The following is a 16,969-nucleotide window of genomic DNA, read 5'->3' on the forward strand; positions in this document are numbered from 1 at the left end:
ACGCTGTTACCTGGGGAACACCGCCACAACTAATTCAGCGCAAAAGCCTTGCGCCGCAAATGCTCGACATCGTTGATCACCATGCGCTCCAGATCGCCGCTGATCACCCCACTGCGCCGCCACACTTGCAGTTGCACATTCAGCTTGGGCCGGCTGGTATTCAGCATCGACGCCAACACCCCTTGGCTTGCGGGCAACGACACACTGGGCAAGGCCAACGCCAGGTCGATCTCGCCCAGGTTCGCCAATAAAAACCGCGCCAACCGCGACTCCAGCCGATGCAGGCACACCAACTCCAGCAACTCGATGGCGTGCAGCAAACGCAGCATCATCAACATCAACAAACGCCGCAGAAACGCCGGCTCCTCAAACAGCACAGCAAAATGCCGGCTGCCCAACTGCAACAACCGTGTGGGCCCGCTGGCAAAGGTAGAAGACTCGCGCCCATGATCCTTGATCAACGCCGTCTCCCCCACCACCTGCCCCGCCCCGGTACTGCCGATAATCTGCTCGCGCCCATCCGGCCCATGCACCACCGAATAAATCCGCCCCTCCACCACCAACGCAATGAATTCGAGGGTGTCATCCTTGAAATACAACAGCTCACGATCATCCAGCGTGCGCTCCACCATATGGGTGGCCACGTAGCGCAAGAGATGCTCCGGCATACCTCGAAACAAATCGGAGCGAGCCAGCAGGGTTTGTCTGAGCGGGAGATCGAGCATCACGGTTCCTTTGGAATGCATGCGTTCACCTGAGGAATTGCGGCGTGGAAGCGGTGTAAAGCCACAAGAGCAAAGCAAACAAAGGGACGTGCGGCGCGGGGAGTTGTGAATGAGGGTGGCGATTAGCCATTTTTTGTCGGAAATGGACGACAGGGGGCGGGGCAAATGCCGGAATGGACGCATCAGGTCGACATGGGTATGATGTCGCCCGCACAAGCATCCGTAGCTCAGCTGGATAGAGTACTGCCCTCCGAAGGCAGGGGTCGTGGGTTCGAATCCCGCCGGGTGCACCAGATATGAAATGAAAAAGCCTCAGGTCGAGAGATCTGGGGCTTTTTTGTTTTTTGGGTTGGGGGGTGGTGTTGGGAGGGAGTTGAGCGGGGTTTTGGTTTGGGCTGTCTGGGATTGCCGCCCCCTTTTTCGCCGTGAAAATAAATCTGGCCCTCTTTTTCCTCTTTTTCCTTGTACCCCTAAGTAAGCTGTATCTCATTCTCCTCGCTAGACAAATCGCGACAAATACCGGCAGAGTGCCACTGCTTTGACAAAGGGAAATTGGAAATGTACTTAGCTGCTGACGTAGTGAAAAACGGGTTCTTTTTCAGCCCTGATAACGTTAATAAACGATATCCAGGAATACTAACCGTCTCAAATGGTGGGCGGATATCGCTTGAAATTACAACGGATGAAGACGCGTTTACGACCTTCGATGAGATGGTTATCGGTCGCTTAATTGGTCAGGTCGAGGGTGGATACTTAACACTGGAGGGGTGCGAGTACAGAAATATGAGCTTTTCGTTTCCAGGCACAACTTCGAAGTCGCTAATAGCTGCGCAACTCGCATTTGTCGGTGCAGGCTTATCCGGGCCTACGAAATTTAGATCATTACAATTTTGCGTAGACAATCTCAGCGAATGGCTTGGAAAGTCGGCTTTTAAAATTGCAATTGGCAACTCCACTGAAGATTGGAGCCTTACTTTACAGAGGCCTGAACCCGTCGAATACGAGCTATTCGATGGAACTAAACTTATCATCGGCATGAATGTCAGAGTTCCAGGAGGAACAAAATATCCAAATATGGAGCTTTACCAGCAGGCATATATCCAAGTTACTCCCGTTGAGTCTCAAAACTTTGACTTTTTTCAATCGATTTCACATCGAATCACTCGCTTTCTATCTTTCGTGATCGGCCAACCTGTAGCAATTCATTCTCTAAAAGCGAAGGTAGATGATCCAGAAGTAGACGAGATACATCAGTGGCTGGATATTTACTTCCAAAGCTTAAATAACTCCGCCCAAAAACCTCTCAAATCAAACGAAATGCTCTTAAACTTTTCAAATATCTCGTCACGCCTCGGTAATCTACTGTCTCTGTGGCTAAAGGAATATGATAACTTGAGCCCAGCCCTCCACCATTATTTCTCGGTTCAAGACGATAGCCACGCATATATCGATAGTAAGTTCCTATCAATGGCCCAAGCACTTGAAGCCTTTCATCGTAGAACATCTGACACAAGAAAATGGTCAAAAAAAGACTACAAAGAAAAAATAACATCAATTTTGAAAACATGTCCGATAGAAGAGCGCGAATGGCTAAAGCAGAAGCTTAACTACGGATATGAACTTTCTTTTGGCGAAAGATTACATTTATTAATTGATGACATAGCGGAAGTTTTTGGAGGATCCAAAAATGCGGATGCTATCGTTCAGGGCACTGTGAGAACTAGAAATTATCAAGCTCACTATGATCCTCAAGGAGCAAGAAAAGCAATCAAAGGAGTGCGTCTTGTGTCACTGATTTTTCGTCTTCGGGTCTTGTTCGCATTAAGATTGCTCATTCGCCTTGGACTAACCTCGCAGGAAGCAATAAAGTTGACCAAAGTCCCTCCGCTCGCACTCCTTCTAAGAAACGCCAATTTCATCGAGCAAAATAACGAGTAGCCCCTAAATGGGTCTAGCCTAAACGGGGCCTGACCCATTCCACTCCGGGTTAACTCCACTCCACCATTTTTTTTGCATCCTGCATCCAATGTGTATCATTGAACGATATTTCTGCTCCGTGGCATGTAAACAACAATTGATTTCCAGGCAATACATAGTCAGCGTTTAGAGAACGGTTAAAAAATCTCGTGGTCTCCGCCAATTCAATTACTCCGTCAGGATGCGAGGATGGCTGTATAGCATGGCAAAAAATGCAGGCGACGTCCTTTTCACCAAACTCGTACGACTCTACAAGCTCAAATATTTTTCTATCTCTGACGAACTCAATGTTCGGTCCATGTAGAGTCTCGTACGCAATATGAATAACCGTCCTACCATCTGCAGGCGCCTGCTCAACAGCCTTGTCTAACAAGGTCCTAACGTCTCTCGCTTTCTTATCAATTGATATCTCTGCCGTGCATTCCCATCTCGCACAAAAAACAGCACGAATAATCTCAACAAATCGATTAAGCGCTGAGTCCCCCTTCGGCATGGCTCTAAATTTGGCATCCATTGCCAGCGTGTACGAGGCATGAGCCTGCCACCGGGGATCAATAAGTGCATTTATCTGAGCAGATGGAAATTTCACTGCATGCTTCGAAAAGTGCTCCCACATTTTTGGGTAGTTTATTGGACGAAGAAAAATATCGCACTCAGGAGTATTTATATAACGAACTTTATTCTCAAGTGTCGATCGAAAAAGTTTCGCTACTAAGCCAGGCTCCTGCAAATGGACTTCTGACTTAAAATTCACATCCACAAGAACTGGCACCCCGCATTTAATCATTTCTGGCAGCAATGTATTCCACTGCACTAACCAAGCACTTCGCTCAGCCTCCGAGTAGTCCGTGACTTTCTGAAAACGCTTACACTCAACAAATAAAATCTCGCCGCCTCTAACAACTTTTAAATCAGGAGTCTTCTTACCCCCCTTAATCTCTGGAATAAACTCTACCTGCCAGCCTTGCTCAGCGTAAGCAATAGCAACAATAAGTTCAAACAAAACAGAGTCCGCATTATTATCCTTGCTATACAGCATGTTTTTCACACGCACTTCAACGCCTGCAATATTTTTTACAAGCTCTAAAGACGCTCCAATCTTCATAAAAAAAGGCTTGATGCGCGCCCATTGCGCCTCATCATAACCAAACCCACTTTCAGAACAAACTTCAGCTAAATAAATATACCAGTCGATCCATTTATCAAAAAAGGCCATACGATTATTGTATTCCATCGAATCTTTTGTATTAGATTCAACTATTGATCTTGTGACCCCTAAAAAATATCTCTCGACTTTGGACTTTCTTCGCCCCCAAACCTCTTCCGACATAAAAGACTTAAAATATCCTACCGCAGATTTAATACTTATTACCACAGGATCTTTATGCATATCACTAATTCCAGCGTAAAAGCTACGTAGCTGCTGCTCGCGTTCACGCTTAAACTTTTCTTTCTCACGCTTGAGCTTGATCGCTTTTTTACTTATTTTCGCCATAAAGTACTCCCAGCCATTCAAAGTACGAACTACCAACCCGAGCCAACACTATCTATACCTGTTCAATTTTTTGATGAACAGCAATCAGTTCAGATATGTGTTCCAGGCATCGAGCTGTAAAAAACTCCCGCGCCTGGTTAATTCGATATTTATCAAATAAACAATGTAAAGCTTTTTCAAGTTTAGAGTAGTTTGTGGTTTCAAGCTGGGAGATTACTCGAAAACGAAACGGAACCCCGGTTGTGTAAAGCTGGGCAATCCGTCTCTCCACAGGCCCGGTGGTGATTCCTATTTTGATAATTTCAACACCTTCGGACGTAAATAGATTCGTTCCTAATACGTACAAGGTGCCGACGTCTTCAGCCAACTTCTCCAGGTCTTCACCTTCGATAAAGTCTGGCTCATTTAGCTCCTGAGGCTCGGCACCTGTCTCTAATGACATTAGATGTGGTTTCTGCGACTTATCCGCGAAAATATCGCTCGCACTGCGGCATGCGATATAAATCCTGGCCAGTAAGGCGTGGTCAAGATCCTTGTAATTCCCGCTCTCTACATTGCGTACATGCGACTCGGTTCCGTAAAAGCTCGAGTATTGCGCCTTCACAATCGACCTGATCTCTTGCGGTGTGAGCCCGGCTGGATGCTTCCGAAGGATTTCACGTACCACATCGGTAAAGCTGAGGTTGGGCTGCATCAACGTTCCTTGTTTTCGAGCCAACTGAAGAAGGCATTCTATTTTGCCATCACGCGATTCAGAAGGATCCTACCTGCTTTGCGAGTTGCAGCACATAGGTCGTCGCGTTAATCTCCTTCGCGTCGCTGCTCATCAGCGACCGGGCCTGGAAACCCGTCACCGAGACGCACGTAGCGTCGTCAAACAATCAGCAGGCGCTTTTTTTATGCCTGCCGTTTGTGCTTCATGGCGGCCGTGTGCGGGAGACATTCGTGTCTGCCGAGTAGTCTCTGTCTCGGTTTCCAGCCTGCGCACGGCTGCCACCCATCGCCTGGAAACGATGTGTGGCCGTCTCAGTTGGTCATCAGAGAGGTTTCACACCATGCTTGATTACCGTAGTGCCGTCCGTATCAATACCGCCCCCATGTACGTGGGAGGTCAGTAATGAGTACCCCACCCGCAGAAGCCAAAACGATCGGCGCTCAGACTTTCGCAGATTGTGGCGAGGAAAAAAGCCATCTGAAATTGTTTCGAGTCAACGCCGGGGTTCCTATTCTGGAAGCCCTTGAACACGCAGCACACGTTCTCTACTACGCAAAAATGCTCTCGCTTGAAGCCGCCATGGATCCCAAGGCGGAGAAGTTCGCGTTTGCCTCGCACTACCTGTGTGAAATGGGCAAAGCGATCGTCGATGACCTGCTCCTGGCCATGCAGCCTGGTGGGCCGCACCCGCAGTAAGTAGTTCGCGCCCGGTGCAGTGCATCGGGCGCCTGAAACACTGAGGGTAAATAAACCCACTCCATGCATCCGTCGATACGTTCTCGCCCCCATACGTCGGTCCCGCTCTTAAATAGATCGATCCCCCTGCGGTTAGAATGCTCCAAGGCCCCCAGCGACATATCAGACCTACCCTCTCACCAGATTCGGGGGTATTTTCTCCGGTCACCCACTGGAGTAGGAAACACCATGTTCTGGCGCAGAGACAAACCGCTGAGGGTAGAGCTGCTTACACCCATCCACGTCACTGCTTCCTCAGCCCCTGCACATCACGAGACGTTAGATGACCCAGCTGCCAGGGAAGCCAAAACCAATACAGACCTGGCTTTCAAACTGATTACATTTGGAGCGCTAGCATCGCAGGCCGCGCTGGTGATCTACGGGTACTCGCTCCTATCCGGCAGATTTCAGCAGTTCGGTATCGACCAGAACGAGCTATCACTGAGCACACCAACACTGCTGCTGCATGGGTACACCAGTCTATTCTCTGGTGCATTGGGCGCTGCGGAACGATGGCCCATCGTAGGACCCGGCCTCCTGGCTTTCGCATTTGTGGCGATTGCTGCGCTCTTTGTTGCGGTTATAACGAGAAGGCCCAAGGCCAACGTAGTGATTGGACTTGCAGCATGGATAGGGATTGCCATGTTTATGGCGTTCTTCGCTCCTGGCGCAGGAGTTCAACAAGGTAGGGGGGCGGGGCTTGCAGATTTTAAAAGGTATACCCAGTTAGAAACTCCCGGGGACCTCGAAGCTGTGGATACCGTGGTAACCGACAAGGGCGAGCGCCTGGTAGGCCATTTGATCCTGGCGGACAGCAAAAGTACGTTTCTACTCGTGGGCAGGACCCTATTTAAGCTTGATGGTACGACTGGCCGCGTAATCCGTGAGACGGAGCTGAAACAACGTCCTCCTGAGATGGAAAAGCTCCCACCAAAGGCGTAAATCCAAGCGCAGCAGAAAGGGCCATGTATGCCCACGTGTATGCCTAACCGACAGACAACCTACGAGACCCAGTAAATACGGCAGCCTAACCGCCCAGTTCAAACGACGCCGGGGCACAAGATATGAAATGAAAAAGCCTCAGGTCGGGTGATCTGGGGCTTTTTATGGGCGAGTTACACGCGCGACTCGATAGTGCTAAAAGCGGCGGAGCCTCCACATCCCGATGGGTTGGGCCTTACGCAGAACTCGATGAATTCCTGAAATGCTGCTTATCCAGGCTAGAAATTTCATCCCGCAACACCCCCTCCAACACCCCAAAAAACCCCTGAATATGCCCCTGCTTCAACGCCTGCGGCCGCGTCACCAAATAAACCTCCATCGCCGGCAGTTCTATCTCCACGAAAACCTCACTCAACCCCATCGCCAAAATACGCGGCAACACCGCCACCCCCATCCCCCGCCTCACCGATTCAAGCTGCACCGCAAACGAACTCACCCTGATCGGCGCACGGTCCAGCCCCGCAGCTTTCGCGGCGCGCATTTGCGGTAGCAGGTCCAGCGGTGGCAGCAAGGCGATACTGGCGGCAGTGGCTGGCGTTAGCGCAGGAAACCGTTGCAGGTATTCGGCGGTTGCGAAGACCCCGTACGCGAGTTCGCCGAGCCCTCGGTAGATCAGGGAAGGTTCGCCCAGGTGTGCGGTGCGTATGGCGATGTCAGCCACACCTCGTACGATTTTGTGGAAGTCGGTGGTGACCTGCAGTTCTACGGAGCAGCCTGGGTGCTGCGCTGTGAAGCGGCTGGCGGCTTCGAGCACGCTGGCAGAAAAGCCTTCGCCGGCGCTCACCAGCACGGTGCCGCTGAGGGTTGCGGGCGTGCCGTCGGCGGGGGCCTGGCGGCGTAGGCCGGATTCGGCTGCCAGGGCGACGTCTACCAGGGCTTGGCCTCGGGAGGTGAGCCGGCAGCCTTCCACGCCGCGTTCCACCAGTGGTTCGCCCAGGGCGGTTTCCAGTTGGGTGAGGCGGCGGGAGACGGTAGAGGCCGCGATACCGAGTAATTGGCCTGCCTGTAAAAAGCTGCCGCGCCGTGAGACTGCCAGCAGCAGTCGAAGATCGTCCCAATTTGCCTGCAATGCCATATCTCCGCGCTTCCCTGGTGTGCAGATGTGCAAAGCCATTATGCCGCAGGCGCTGTTTTTACGGCGCGGGCTGACCGGTATATCTACTGGCCTTCTCAACAAATGGAATGGCCTGTATGAACACGAACCCCAATCGCTTGCGCAGCACCTTTGTGACCGGTGCCACCGGTTTGCTGGGCAATAACCTGGTACGGGAGCTGGTCGCACGGGGTTATGCGGTGAAGGCGCTGGTGCGCTCAGCGGCCAAGGGCGCGCAGCAGTTCGGCGATGTGCCGGGTGTGGAGTTGGTGGTGGGAGATATGGCGGATGTGGATGCCTTCGCGGCGGCGTTGCAAGGCTGCGATACGGTGTTTCACTGCGCGGCGTTTTTTCGGGATAACTACAAGGGCGGTAGCCATTGGGAGGCACTGGAAAAGATCAATGTCGTCGGTACGCGGGCCCTGCTGCAACAGTCGTATGACGCCGGTGTGCGACGGTTTGTGCATACCTCGTCGATTGCCGTGCTCGACGGTGCCCCCGGTACGCCGATCGACGAGACGTGCCTGCGGGCCGAAGCCGATGCGGATGACTACTACCGCAGCAAGATCCTGGCTGAGCGGGAGGTGTTGAGGTTTCTTGAAAGCCATCCGCAGATGCACGCCTGCATGGTCTTGCCCGGTTGGATGTGGGGGCCGGGTGACCGTGGGCCGACGTCTTCGGGGCAGTTGGTGAGGGACGTTATCAACGGCAAGTTGCCGGGGCTGATTCCGGGCACCTTTTCTCTGGTCGATGCCCGCGATGTGGCCTGGGCGCACATTGCTGCCGCCCAGAGCGGGCGAAGGGGCGAACGCTACCTCGCGGCCGGTCGCAACTTGACCATGCGCCAGCTGATGCCGGTGCTGGGGCGTATTGCTGGGGTCAAGGTGCCCTCCCGCCAACTGCCGCTGCCCCCGCTGTACCTGTTGGCAGCGGTGCAAGAGGCCTACGCGTACCTGACTGGCAAGCCTATCTTGCTGAGCATGGCGACGTTGCGGCTGTTGATACGCGAGGAGCACCGTACCCGCTTTGACCATCGCAAAAGTGAAGAGGAACTGGGGCTGAGTTTTCGCGGGTTGGAGCAGACCCTAGCGGACACGGTGGGCTGGTACCGAGCCTACGGCGGGTTGTAATAAAAAGCCCCAGGTCGACAGGCCTGGGGCTTTTTTCGTGGCGGCAGATTTAACGCGTTTGCAGTGCTTCTAACCGTGCCGGCAAATCCTCCTGCGGGAAGCGTTGGTACAGCGCCAGCAGTTTCTCGTCCGCCGCCTTGGTTTCCCCCGCTCGACGCAGGTTCACAATCTCTTGCAGGCCTTCTTCTAACGTAGGCAGCGCCCGTTTGCTGAGTTTTGCCGCTGGCTGATCCGCCACTGCGCTTTCGGCTTGAGCTGGCGCACTTTCAACTCGGGGCGCTATCGCCATCCGGGCCATGGGTGCAGGTGCGGAAAATGCCTGTGGCGCTGGGTGGGCGGCTTCTTCGTGGTGCAGCGCAGAGAATGTCGCAGTGGAGATTTGGGGCTGCGGCACGGGGGAGCGCATGACCACGCCGATCATCAGCGCCAACCCGGCGACGGTGGCAAATGCCATTTGCCAGCGCGGGCGTTGGCAGGCTTGCAGCCAGCGTTGCCACAAGCTGGGTTGCGGCTGCGGGGCTTCGCGGCGGGCAGCGTTGAGGATGAAGGCGTCGAGGGACGCGGGCGGTTCGCTCGTGCTGTGTTGACGAAAGTGCTGGAGCATCTCGTCGTCTGGGGTGTGTCGGGAGTCGTTCATGCGAGTATCTCCTCGGCCAGCAGGCGGCGCAGTTTCTGCTGGGCGTAACGCAGGCGGCTTTTTACGGTTTCCAGCGGGGCGCCGGTGAGGGTGGCGATTTGCGGCACTTCGAGCTCGCCGTGCAGGCGCAGCAGGAAGACTTCGCGCTGGTCTGCGGGCAGGTCTTGCAGGGCGGCGTCGAGGCGGGCCTGGTCGCGGCTCAGGCTCAGCTGTTGTTCGGGGCCGGCGCTGTGGTCGGGCTGGGCGTGCAGCTGTTCATCGTAGCTGTCATGCAGGGGGTTGTGGATGCCGTGCTTGCGCCAGTGGTCGATCAGGCGGTTGCGGGCGATCTGGAACAACCAGGTACGAAAACTCGCCCGGCCTTGTGGCTGGGTGGTGCTGCGGATGAGGCTGAGCCAGGTGTCCTGGTAGATTTCTTCGGCCAGTTCGGCTTTGTTGCACAGGGACACGAGGAAGCGGTACAGGCCCTGGCGATGGCGCGTGTACAAGGCTTCGAAGGCGGCAGCGTCACCGGTTCGGTAGCGGGCCAGCAGCGATTCGTCGCTGGGTGAGTCATCTGGAACGGCCATATAGTGGGCGAACTCCTTTTGGTCAGCCGAAACAGGATTACTGTAGGAGCGAGCTTGCTCGCGAAGATCGTCAACGATAACGCGTGCTTGCTGGATAAACGCGGTGCCTGTGAGTTTTTCGCGAGCAAGCTCGCTCCTACAAAAAGCTTTAGCAGCAAGCCACCTCCCACATTTGATTTCGGTTGTGAGCGAGATCAGGGTTTGAGGCTTTGGGCCAACTCCACCAGTTGCACGAATTCGTTGCGCAGGCCGAAGGGGTCATCGCCGCGGGCCGAGCGCGCCAGTTTGGCGGTGTCTTGCAAACTCATGGTGCCAGTGTAGCGGCCATCGCCCTTGAGCTGTTGGGCGAAGGCGGCGACGGCAGACGAGAAGCGCAGGTCGTCGCTGGCCGGGGTGGCCTGATTGGCGATGGGGCGTTCGATCAACTGGCTGTTACCGCCCGCCGCGGGCTTGTAGCGCACCCGTAGCATCGCCAGCTCATCGGATTTGCCTTCGGCCGTCGGCGCATTGGCATATCGCAAAGGCTCCAACCAGCCCTTCTCGCCCTTGGGCACGATTTCATACAGCGCGGTCACCGTATGCCCTGCGCCAATCTCGCCGGCATCAACCTTGTCGTTGTTGAAATCCTCACGCTTCAGGGCGCGGTTTTCATAGCCCAGCAGGCGGTATTCGCTGACCTGGGCCGGGTTGAATTCCACCTGCAGTTTCACATCCCGCGCCACCACGGCCAGGGTGGAACTGAGTTGCTCCACCAGCACTTTGCGCGCTTCGCGCAGGTTGTCGATGTAGGCGTAGTTACCGTCGCCCGCGTCGGCCAGTTGCTCCATCAGGTGTTCGTTGTAGTTGTCCACGCCAAAGCCGAGGGTGGTCAGCGATACGCCGCTTTTGCGCTGGGCCACGGCCATTTGCTTGAGGCTGTCGAAGTCGCTGATGCCCACGTTGAAGTCGCCGTCGGTGGCCAGCAGGATGCGGTTGATGCCCTGGTCGATAAAGCCTTCGCGGGCCATCTGGTAGGCCAGTTCGATGCCGGACGCGCCCGCCGTGGAGCCGCCGGCGGTAAGTTGGTCGATGGCGTTGCGGATCTTGGCTTTGTCATGCCCGGAGGTGGGCTTGAGCACCACGCGGGATTCACCGGCGTAGACCACCAGTGACACGCGGTCCTGATCACGCAGTTGATCCACCAGTAATTTCAGCGTGCTTTTGACCAGCGGCAAGCCTTCGCGGCGGTCCATGGAGCCGGATACGTCCACCAGGAACACCAGGTTGGCGGGCGCCAGTTCGGCCACGGTTTTATCGGAGGCCTTGATGCCAATGCGCAGCAGTTTTGTGCGCGGGTTCCATGGCGTGGCGGCCACTTCGGTGGTGACGCCAAAGGGTGAGCCGTCGGTGGGCAGTGCGTAGTCATAGGGAAAGTAATTGACCATTTCCTCCAACCGCACCGCGCCTTCGGGCGGCAGGCGGCCTTGGTTGAGAAAGCGCCGTACGTTGGCGTAGCTGCCCGTGTCGACATCCACGCTGAAGGTGGAGACCGGGGTTTCGGCGACGCGGTGCACGGGGTTGTCGGGCAGGTTGGCGTATTGCTCGCGAGGTTCGCTGCGGTCATTCATCATCGCCATTTCACGCACCCTCATGGGTGCCGGCATGGCCATGCGTTTGGCCATCGCGCCCTCAACCGGCGCGCTGTGCAACTCGGCGATGGGCTGTGCCGGTTTGGCCACCTCGGGAGAGGAAGACAGCCCACACCCGGCCAACGCTACCAGTAGGGTAACAGTGAAGCCTTGGGCAGCGGGACGCAGGCAGAGCAGAGGGCGGGACATGGGCTGAACCTCGTGAATGAATAGTCCGTTCACAAGGTCAGACGCGAGGAAGGTTGGGTTCGGGTTAAACCTTGGAAATTCATCCCGATCAATGTGGGAGCTGGCTTGCCTGCGATAGCGGTGTGTCAGGCAGCCTTTCCAGCACTGGCCCACCGCTATCGCAGGCAAGCCAGCTCCCACAGTTGAATGGCGGTGTTCTCTTAGTCCGTGCCGTATTTCGGGTTACGCGGGCCGTACAAGATGCCGGTGCGTTGCCCTGCCGACAGCAAGCGCGCACTGGTGATACCCGCAATCGGGTGCGCCGCATCGGTGGAGCTGTTGATCACTTGCTTGACCGCCGCCGTGATCAGCATGCCCACCAGGCCGCCACCGTTGTTGTTGCCCTCCTCGCTCGACGCCCGCGCAGAACCGGTCCACAAGGTGGTGCCGGTGCGCAGGTCCACCAGTTTGGCCGAGGCCGTCACCGAGGTGTCGCTGGAGATCAGCATGTACTGGGTGCCGTACTCGCTGATGGTGATGTACAGCGCCGCGTCCGCGCAAAAGATGTCATGCAGCTTGGCCGGTTGTACGGCCTGGATATCGTTGGCAGTGGTGAGGCCGTTCTGGCGGAAGGTTTCGTCCACCAGGGCAATCGGCAACACGTAGTAGCCGGCTTCGGCCAGCGGGTAGGTGACTTGCGACACCAGGCTGTAGGACGCCTGCACTTCCGGCGATTCATTGATCGGCGGCAGTACCAGGATCGACTTGGGCCGCGCCTGTTTGTACGCCGAATAATCAACGGTCTTGGGTGCGGCGCAACCGCCGAGCAACGCCAGGGCCAGCAAGGCGCCGGTGAGTTTTAACAGGCTCATTTGGTGGCGACTCCGGCTTTGGCGTTTTTCAACAGAAAGTCCATGTACGCAGCAGACTCAGGGAACAGCGCCTTCTCGGTGCGAAACTCCTGCACCATCTGGTCATCCTTGCCCATGTTCATGTACAGCATGCCCAGGTGCGCGTGGTAACCCGGCGGCGCCTTGCGGCCACTGGCGTTGATCTTCTGCAGATCGCGCTCCAGTGCTTCCACCTGTGCTTCCTTGGGCTCGCCCTTGAAGTACTCGTAAACCTGCGGCTGGTAGCTCTCCCATTGATACAGGGGCTGGGGCGCCGTCTGGCACCCAGCTACCGTTGCGACTGCTGCCAGCATCAGCGCCAATTTCACTGCCTTGCTCATCCGTGTACTGCTCCTTGTGGTGTGGCTGATCAGTTACGCGGGTTCCAGGCGCCGGCGTTGATGCCGTCGACCAGGCGGTTGATCGCTTCGCGCATGGCCAGGTCCAGCACCTTGCCGTTGAGCGTGGAGTCATAGCTGGCGGTGCCGCCGAAGCCGATCACTTCACGGTTGGACAGCGCGTACTCACCGGCGCCCTGGGTGGAATACACCACTTCGGAGGTGTTGATGTTGACGATATTCAACGCGACTTTGGCGTAGGCCACTTGGGTCTTGCCACGGCCGAGAATGCCGAACAACTGGCGGTCGCCGGTTTCTTTGCGGCCGAACTCGGTCACATCGCCAGTCACCACATAGTCAGCGCCCTTGAGCTTCTGCACGGTGCCTTTGATTTTGGCTTCCTGGGAGATCTCGCCCATGTTGTCGCGGTCCAGCACGCTGAAGCGGTTGGTCTGCTGCAAGTGGGTGATGAGGATGGTCTTGGCCTGGCCGCCGAGACGGTCAACGCCATCGGAGAAGATGCCGCGCATGTAGCTGGAGCGGTTATCGAACTTGCCCACGGCAATCGGCACACGCACGCCGGAATAGGCCACGTGGGCGCTGGCGACTTGCTCCACCGGCATCGCGCGGTTGCTCTCGGTGGCGCAACCGGCCACGGTCAACAGCGCCGCGGCGGTGAGGCCCGACAGCAGGATTTTGGACAGTGTCTTCACAGGGTGCTCCTTGGGTGAGGAAATCAGCGTTGCTGGGTTTTCCAAGGAGAAAGGCAGCCTGAAAACGCACTGGCCTGAATTCTTCCCTGAAAGACTGTGATACAACGGCTGCGGCATTTTACGGGGTTGAGAGCGGTTCTCAAGTTGTTTCGGCCATATGACTGCCGACCGCAATACTCAAAGCAACGAAGATCCAATGTGGGAGCTGGCTTGCCTGCGAAAGCGGTAGTGCAGCAACAGATGCAGCGACTGACACACCGCCTTCGCGGGCAAGCCCGCTCCCACAGGGGAACTGCGCTTAACCCTGACTGGCATTAGGCCAAGCCCGCCCACCAACAGCCGCCAGCCTTCGCACAGCCCTACTTGAGCTCCTTCACCAGGTACTGCGCAGAAATCTGCGTAATCCCGGTCAACGCCCGGCGCAAAGCTTCAGGGTCCGTGCGGTAGGTTAACGGTGTATAGCCATAAACGTTCTGACCATTAAACGGCGTCACCGCTTCAAAGGTGCGCCAGACCATCTCATCGCCCCGATCCATCTGCGCTAACACGTTAAGGGTCGGATAAATCACACTGCTGAAACCCTGGGTCAGGCGAAAGCCCCACTCGGACACGGTCAGCTGAATCTGCGCATCGGCGGGCTCATCGTCGCCGACCACCTTGAGCGTCGAAGTCTTACCCAACTCATCGACAAAGCCCTGCTTGAGCAACACGCCAACATCGAGTTTTTCCGCCTCCATTACCGTCAGAATAGCCACCGGCGTCGGCATCTCGGCCAATTGCCCAAGCTTCATGCCGCCGGCAAACCCGGCGCCACTCAACGCCGCAGTACCCAGCTTGGACGCCCCGCTGGCCATGCCAACACCCGCGCCAACCCCGGCACCCAGGGCCGCGCCCCAGGCCTGTTCGCGGCCGAAGTACACCATGTTCTTTTCCCACTTCACGGGCAGGACTTTGACGGTCTTTATCTGCGCGCGGTTTTCGGGAGTGAGGGGGTGGCTGACGCAGCCGCCGAGGATGAGGGTGGCGAAGAGAATGAGGAGGAGATTTTTCACATTGGTCCTTTAATGTTTGGGGTGAGGCTTCGGATTTGCGTATTCGTAGTGCGTTTGTTCGTGGGCAGTATGTCGGCAATGGATAGCAAGATGTTAGCGGCTGCGGGCACGCTTCGAAGCAGCGGCATTTTGATGCCTTGCGCGGGCTTGGCGGTGCGGCTTATAGTCCGGCCGTCGCTCAAAAAGCGACCGGGTTTGGCGACCCGAAGAACGAGCCCTCAATAATCAATAGAGAGCTTAATGATGAATCGATACATCCCCCTCACCGGCCACGACTGCACCGTCCCAGCCCTGATCATCGACACCCAGGCACCTCTCGACGTCCTTCACGACGCCGCCGTGCACCGTATTCGGGCCGTCACCCAACTGCTGGAAAACCTGGCCTTCCGCGAACAACTCAGCAGCGATGCCGTAGTGCTTTCAGACTTCGCCCACTTGCTGGCCATTCCGCTGCGCGATGGGTGTGATTTGCTGGATGTCATCAGTCGCAGGCTTAATGCCGATCCGTCCTGAGTGAAAACCGGGCGGCCTTTGTGTCGCCCGCTTTGGCCTCGTGCGGGGAGGGTAAAGGCTAAATAAACCTGCCCTTTCGCACTGCTCCGCCTTGATGACCAAGCGTTTACAAAGAACCTTCACAATTCTTTTTGTTAAATTCAAATCGGCCAATTTCTTTTACATTTTTGCTACCAAAAACATAAACGTAAGTTCCGCCCAGCGAAAAAATGGATTGTTTTTCAAAATTTTCGGGATCACAAAAAGTATTTACAACTGCTGATTTGGTAGCTTCCAAGTCAAAACTAGAAACATCAAAATCATAATTCAATAAAGAATAATAAACCGTTATAGTATGACTATTAGTCGCCTCCATACGAACAAGCTCTGTATTTTCGTCAACCTTCCAATTACGCGCGTGCGTTCGCGCGGTGACGATTATCAAGTCACTAAGGAAGGTTGGTTTGCTAGGCTCAGGCGTTTCTTCTGTTGCTTGTTTTATCAAGACCGCCGCAATACCAACAAACAACAGTGCAAAACCTCAGCGCCAAAATCCTTTTTTTGATTTCTCTGTCATTATGTCTAGCTTCCTTCTACCGTTAGTTGGATTTTCTACTACCCTGTGGAATTAAATAAATCTGTGCCACTTTCTCAGCCCCTTTTTAATTTTGAGCTTTGTCAATCCATAGTCCTAAGCTCCGAGATCAAACCCAAGAACTCAGATTCAGTCAGCTCAAACTCCTCCCCTTCTTCCATTGCCATCAATAAGAGAAGTATTCGATCCATCGGAGGAGTAAACTCTAATCCATGACACTGATAAATTTCAAACGCAAATTTAGAAATTCTACACACGTCGAACCCTGTGGAAAATTTTTTCTCAAGATCACTAGCAAGATCATTTGGCGCGTACATTCTTCCCGACCTTTGAATAAAGGGAGAATAAAGGGGGCAGATTTATTCAATATGCCTTTAAACTCTAACTTGAATAAATCTGTTCCCTTTTCTCCCAGAGCTACCCCAACAAACTATAAACAAACAAAGAAAATGTTTCACACAACTTCTTAACACTCATATCTGCAGCGTCTATTTCCACTACAGCCCATTCATCATTTTTATCAAAACCGACGCAGCGTCCCTGCATATCATCGCCAAAAATCATAACACCTTCGAATTGCACCGCAGCCTCATCATCAAAAATATCACTTGCTTCTAGGAAGCCGTTATAAAGCATGAATCCGGTTGTTTCAATCTCCCCACTTCCGAACTCCTGCAAAAACTCTAAGTAATCATCAGGTGCATTTTTCTGCCCTAACCTTATTGCATTAATACTGACATCATCTACAGCAGCCAAGCCATCAAGTAAATGCTCTTCTTTTTTACTCTTCAAAAAAGTTTTAATGTCCATCTTTACCCCCTACTTTTTATAACAAAAGGGACTAACAAAAGGACTAACAAAAGGGGACAGATTTATTTAATATGCTTTTCAACTCTAATTTAAATAAATCTGTCCCCTTTCTCGCATAAATAAATCTGTCCCCTTTCTCGCGCTCAATTATCTGAAGCAAGCGGATACCGGCTCAATATCCAAGCTGCCGCCTGATCAGAAGTCA

General features: G+C 54.5%; 18 protein-coding genes and 1 tRNA gene. 6 read left to right on the top strand and 13 right to left on the bottom strand.

Going from position 1 to position 16,969, the window contains the following annotated elements; translation table 11 throughout:
• Positions 1–29 precede the first annotated feature (29 nt).
• The gene (locus V8689_RS28830) at positions 30–746 is read right to left on the bottom strand and encodes a Crp/Fnr family transcriptional regulator (protein WP_056782560.1); all 717 of its coding nucleotides are present in this window, start codon (positions 744–746) and stop codon (positions 30–32) included.
• 195 nt (positions 747–941) lie between these two features.
• Between V8689_RS28830 and V8689_RS28835 the strand changes: the two genes are divergently transcribed.
• Positions 942–1,018 (top strand) — tRNA-Arg (locus V8689_RS28835).
• Between the two features lie 265 nt (positions 1,019–1,283).
• On the top strand, positions 1,284–2,663 hold the full coding sequence (locus tag V8689_RS28840; RefSeq protein ID WP_056782559.1) for a HEPN domain-containing protein: 1,380 nt from the start codon (positions 1,284–1,286) through the stop codon (positions 2,661–2,663).
• A gap of 49 nt (positions 2,664–2,712) precedes the next feature.
• On the opposite strand, the gene V8689_RS28845 is transcribed toward V8689_RS28840, so the two are convergent.
• Together V8689_RS28845 and V8689_RS28850 are read right to left on the bottom strand one after the other, a co-directional pair.
• Entirely contained in the window at positions 2,713–4,197 is a 1,485-nt protein-coding gene (locus V8689_RS28845; RefSeq protein ID WP_056782558.1) for a hypothetical protein, read from the bottom strand.
• A gap of 52 nt (positions 4,198–4,249) precedes the next feature.
• The gene (locus tag V8689_RS28850; RefSeq protein ID WP_056782557.1) at positions 4,250–4,891 is read right to left on the bottom strand and encodes a GIY-YIG nuclease family protein; all 642 of its coding nucleotides are present in this window, start codon (positions 4,889–4,891) and stop codon (positions 4,250–4,252) included.
• A 423-nt stretch (positions 4,892–5,314) separates the two neighbouring features.
• Between V8689_RS28850 and V8689_RS28855 the strand changes: the two genes are divergently transcribed.
• Positions 5,315–5,608: a DUF3077 domain-containing protein gene (locus V8689_RS28855; RefSeq protein ID WP_056782556.1), complete on the top strand. Its 294-nt coding sequence runs from the start codon at positions 5,315–5,317 to the stop codon at positions 5,606–5,608.
• A gap of 228 nt (positions 5,609–5,836) precedes the next feature.
• The gene (locus V8689_RS28860) at positions 5,837–6,589 is read left to right on the top strand and encodes a hypothetical protein (protein WP_056782555.1); all 753 of its coding nucleotides are present in this window, start codon (positions 5,837–5,839) and stop codon (positions 6,587–6,589) included.
• Positions 6,590–6,824: 235 nt separating this feature from the next.
• Here the strand turns inward: V8689_RS28860 and V8689_RS28865 are convergent, their stop codons facing one another.
• Entirely contained in the window at positions 6,825–7,724 is a 900-nt protein-coding gene (locus V8689_RS28865) for a LysR family transcriptional regulator (protein ID WP_056782554.1), read from the bottom strand.
• Between the two features lie 116 nt (positions 7,725–7,840).
• Between V8689_RS28865 and V8689_RS28870 the strand changes: the two genes are divergently transcribed.
• Positions 7,841–8,872 (top strand): SDR family oxidoreductase, encoded by a 1,032-nt coding sequence (locus V8689_RS28870; protein WP_056782553.1) that lies wholly within the window; start codon positions 7,841–7,843, stop codon positions 8,870–8,872.
• Between the two features lie 49 nt (positions 8,873–8,921).
• Here the strand turns inward: V8689_RS28870 and V8689_RS28875 are convergent, their stop codons facing one another.
• The 7 genes from V8689_RS28875 to V8689_RS28905 all read right to left on the bottom strand — a co-directional run bounded on the left by V8689_RS28875 (position 8,922) and on the right by V8689_RS28905 (position 14,867).
• Positions 8,922–9,509 (bottom strand): hypothetical protein, encoded by a 588-nt coding sequence (locus V8689_RS28875; RefSeq protein ID WP_056782552.1) that lies wholly within the window; start codon positions 9,507–9,509, stop codon positions 8,922–8,924.
• Positions 9,506–10,078: an RNA polymerase sigma factor gene (locus V8689_RS28880; RefSeq protein WP_056782551.1), complete on the bottom strand. Its 573-nt coding sequence runs from the start codon at positions 10,076–10,078 to the stop codon at positions 9,506–9,508. Before V8689_RS28880 ends, V8689_RS28875 begins: the two co-directional genes overlap by 4 nt.
• A gap of 194 nt (positions 10,079–10,272) precedes the next feature.
• Positions 10,273–11,895 (bottom strand): vWA domain-containing protein, encoded by a 1,623-nt coding sequence (locus tag V8689_RS28885; RefSeq protein WP_056782550.1) that lies wholly within the window; start codon positions 11,893–11,895, stop codon positions 10,273–10,275.
• 200 nt (positions 11,896–12,095) lie between these two features.
• Positions 12,096–12,746, bottom strand: a complete 651-nt coding sequence (locus V8689_RS28890; RefSeq protein ID WP_056782549.1) for a DUF799 domain-containing protein — start codon at positions 12,744–12,746, stop codon at positions 12,096–12,098.
• Entirely contained in the window at positions 12,743–13,105 is a 363-nt protein-coding gene (locus V8689_RS28895; RefSeq protein ID WP_032894211.1) for a DUF4810 domain-containing protein, read from the bottom strand. Before V8689_RS28895 ends, V8689_RS28890 begins: the two co-directional genes overlap by 4 nt.
• A gap of 29 nt (positions 13,106–13,134) precedes the next feature.
• Positions 13,135–13,815, bottom strand: coding sequence for a CsgG/HfaB family protein (locus V8689_RS28900; RefSeq protein ID WP_005783620.1), 681 nt, complete (start codon positions 13,813–13,815; stop codon positions 13,135–13,137).
• 359 nt (positions 13,816–14,174) lie between these two features.
• Entirely contained in the window at positions 14,175–14,867 is a 693-nt protein-coding gene (locus V8689_RS28905; protein ID WP_056782548.1) for a hypothetical protein, read from the bottom strand.
• Positions 14,868–15,122: 255 nt separating this feature from the next.
• On the opposite strand from V8689_RS28905, the gene V8689_RS28910 reads away from it, so the two are divergent.
• A complete protein-coding gene (locus V8689_RS28910; protein WP_005783616.1) occupies positions 15,123–15,380 on the top strand; it encodes a hypothetical protein in 258 nt (85 codons plus the stop codon).
• A 106-nt stretch (positions 15,381–15,486) separates the two neighbouring features.
• Here V8689_RS28910 and V8689_RS28915 read toward each other — a convergent pair whose 3' ends face one another.
• Together V8689_RS28915 and V8689_RS28920 are read right to left on the bottom strand one after the other, a co-directional pair.
• On the bottom strand, positions 15,487–15,888 hold the full coding sequence (locus V8689_RS28915) for a hypothetical protein (RefSeq protein WP_223816901.1): 402 nt from the start codon (positions 15,886–15,888) through the stop codon (positions 15,487–15,489).
• 483 nt (positions 15,889–16,371) lie between these two features.
• A complete protein-coding gene (locus V8689_RS28920; RefSeq protein ID WP_124411307.1) occupies positions 16,372–16,764 on the bottom strand; it encodes an SMI1/KNR4 family protein in 393 nt (130 codons plus the stop codon).
• Positions 16,765–16,969 lie beyond the last annotated feature (205 nt).

The organism is Pseudomonas sp. AK181, assembly GCF_051122975.1.
Classification (GTDB): Bacteria; Pseudomonadota; Gammaproteobacteria; order Pseudomonadales; family Pseudomonadaceae; genus Aquipseudomonas; species Aquipseudomonas lactis.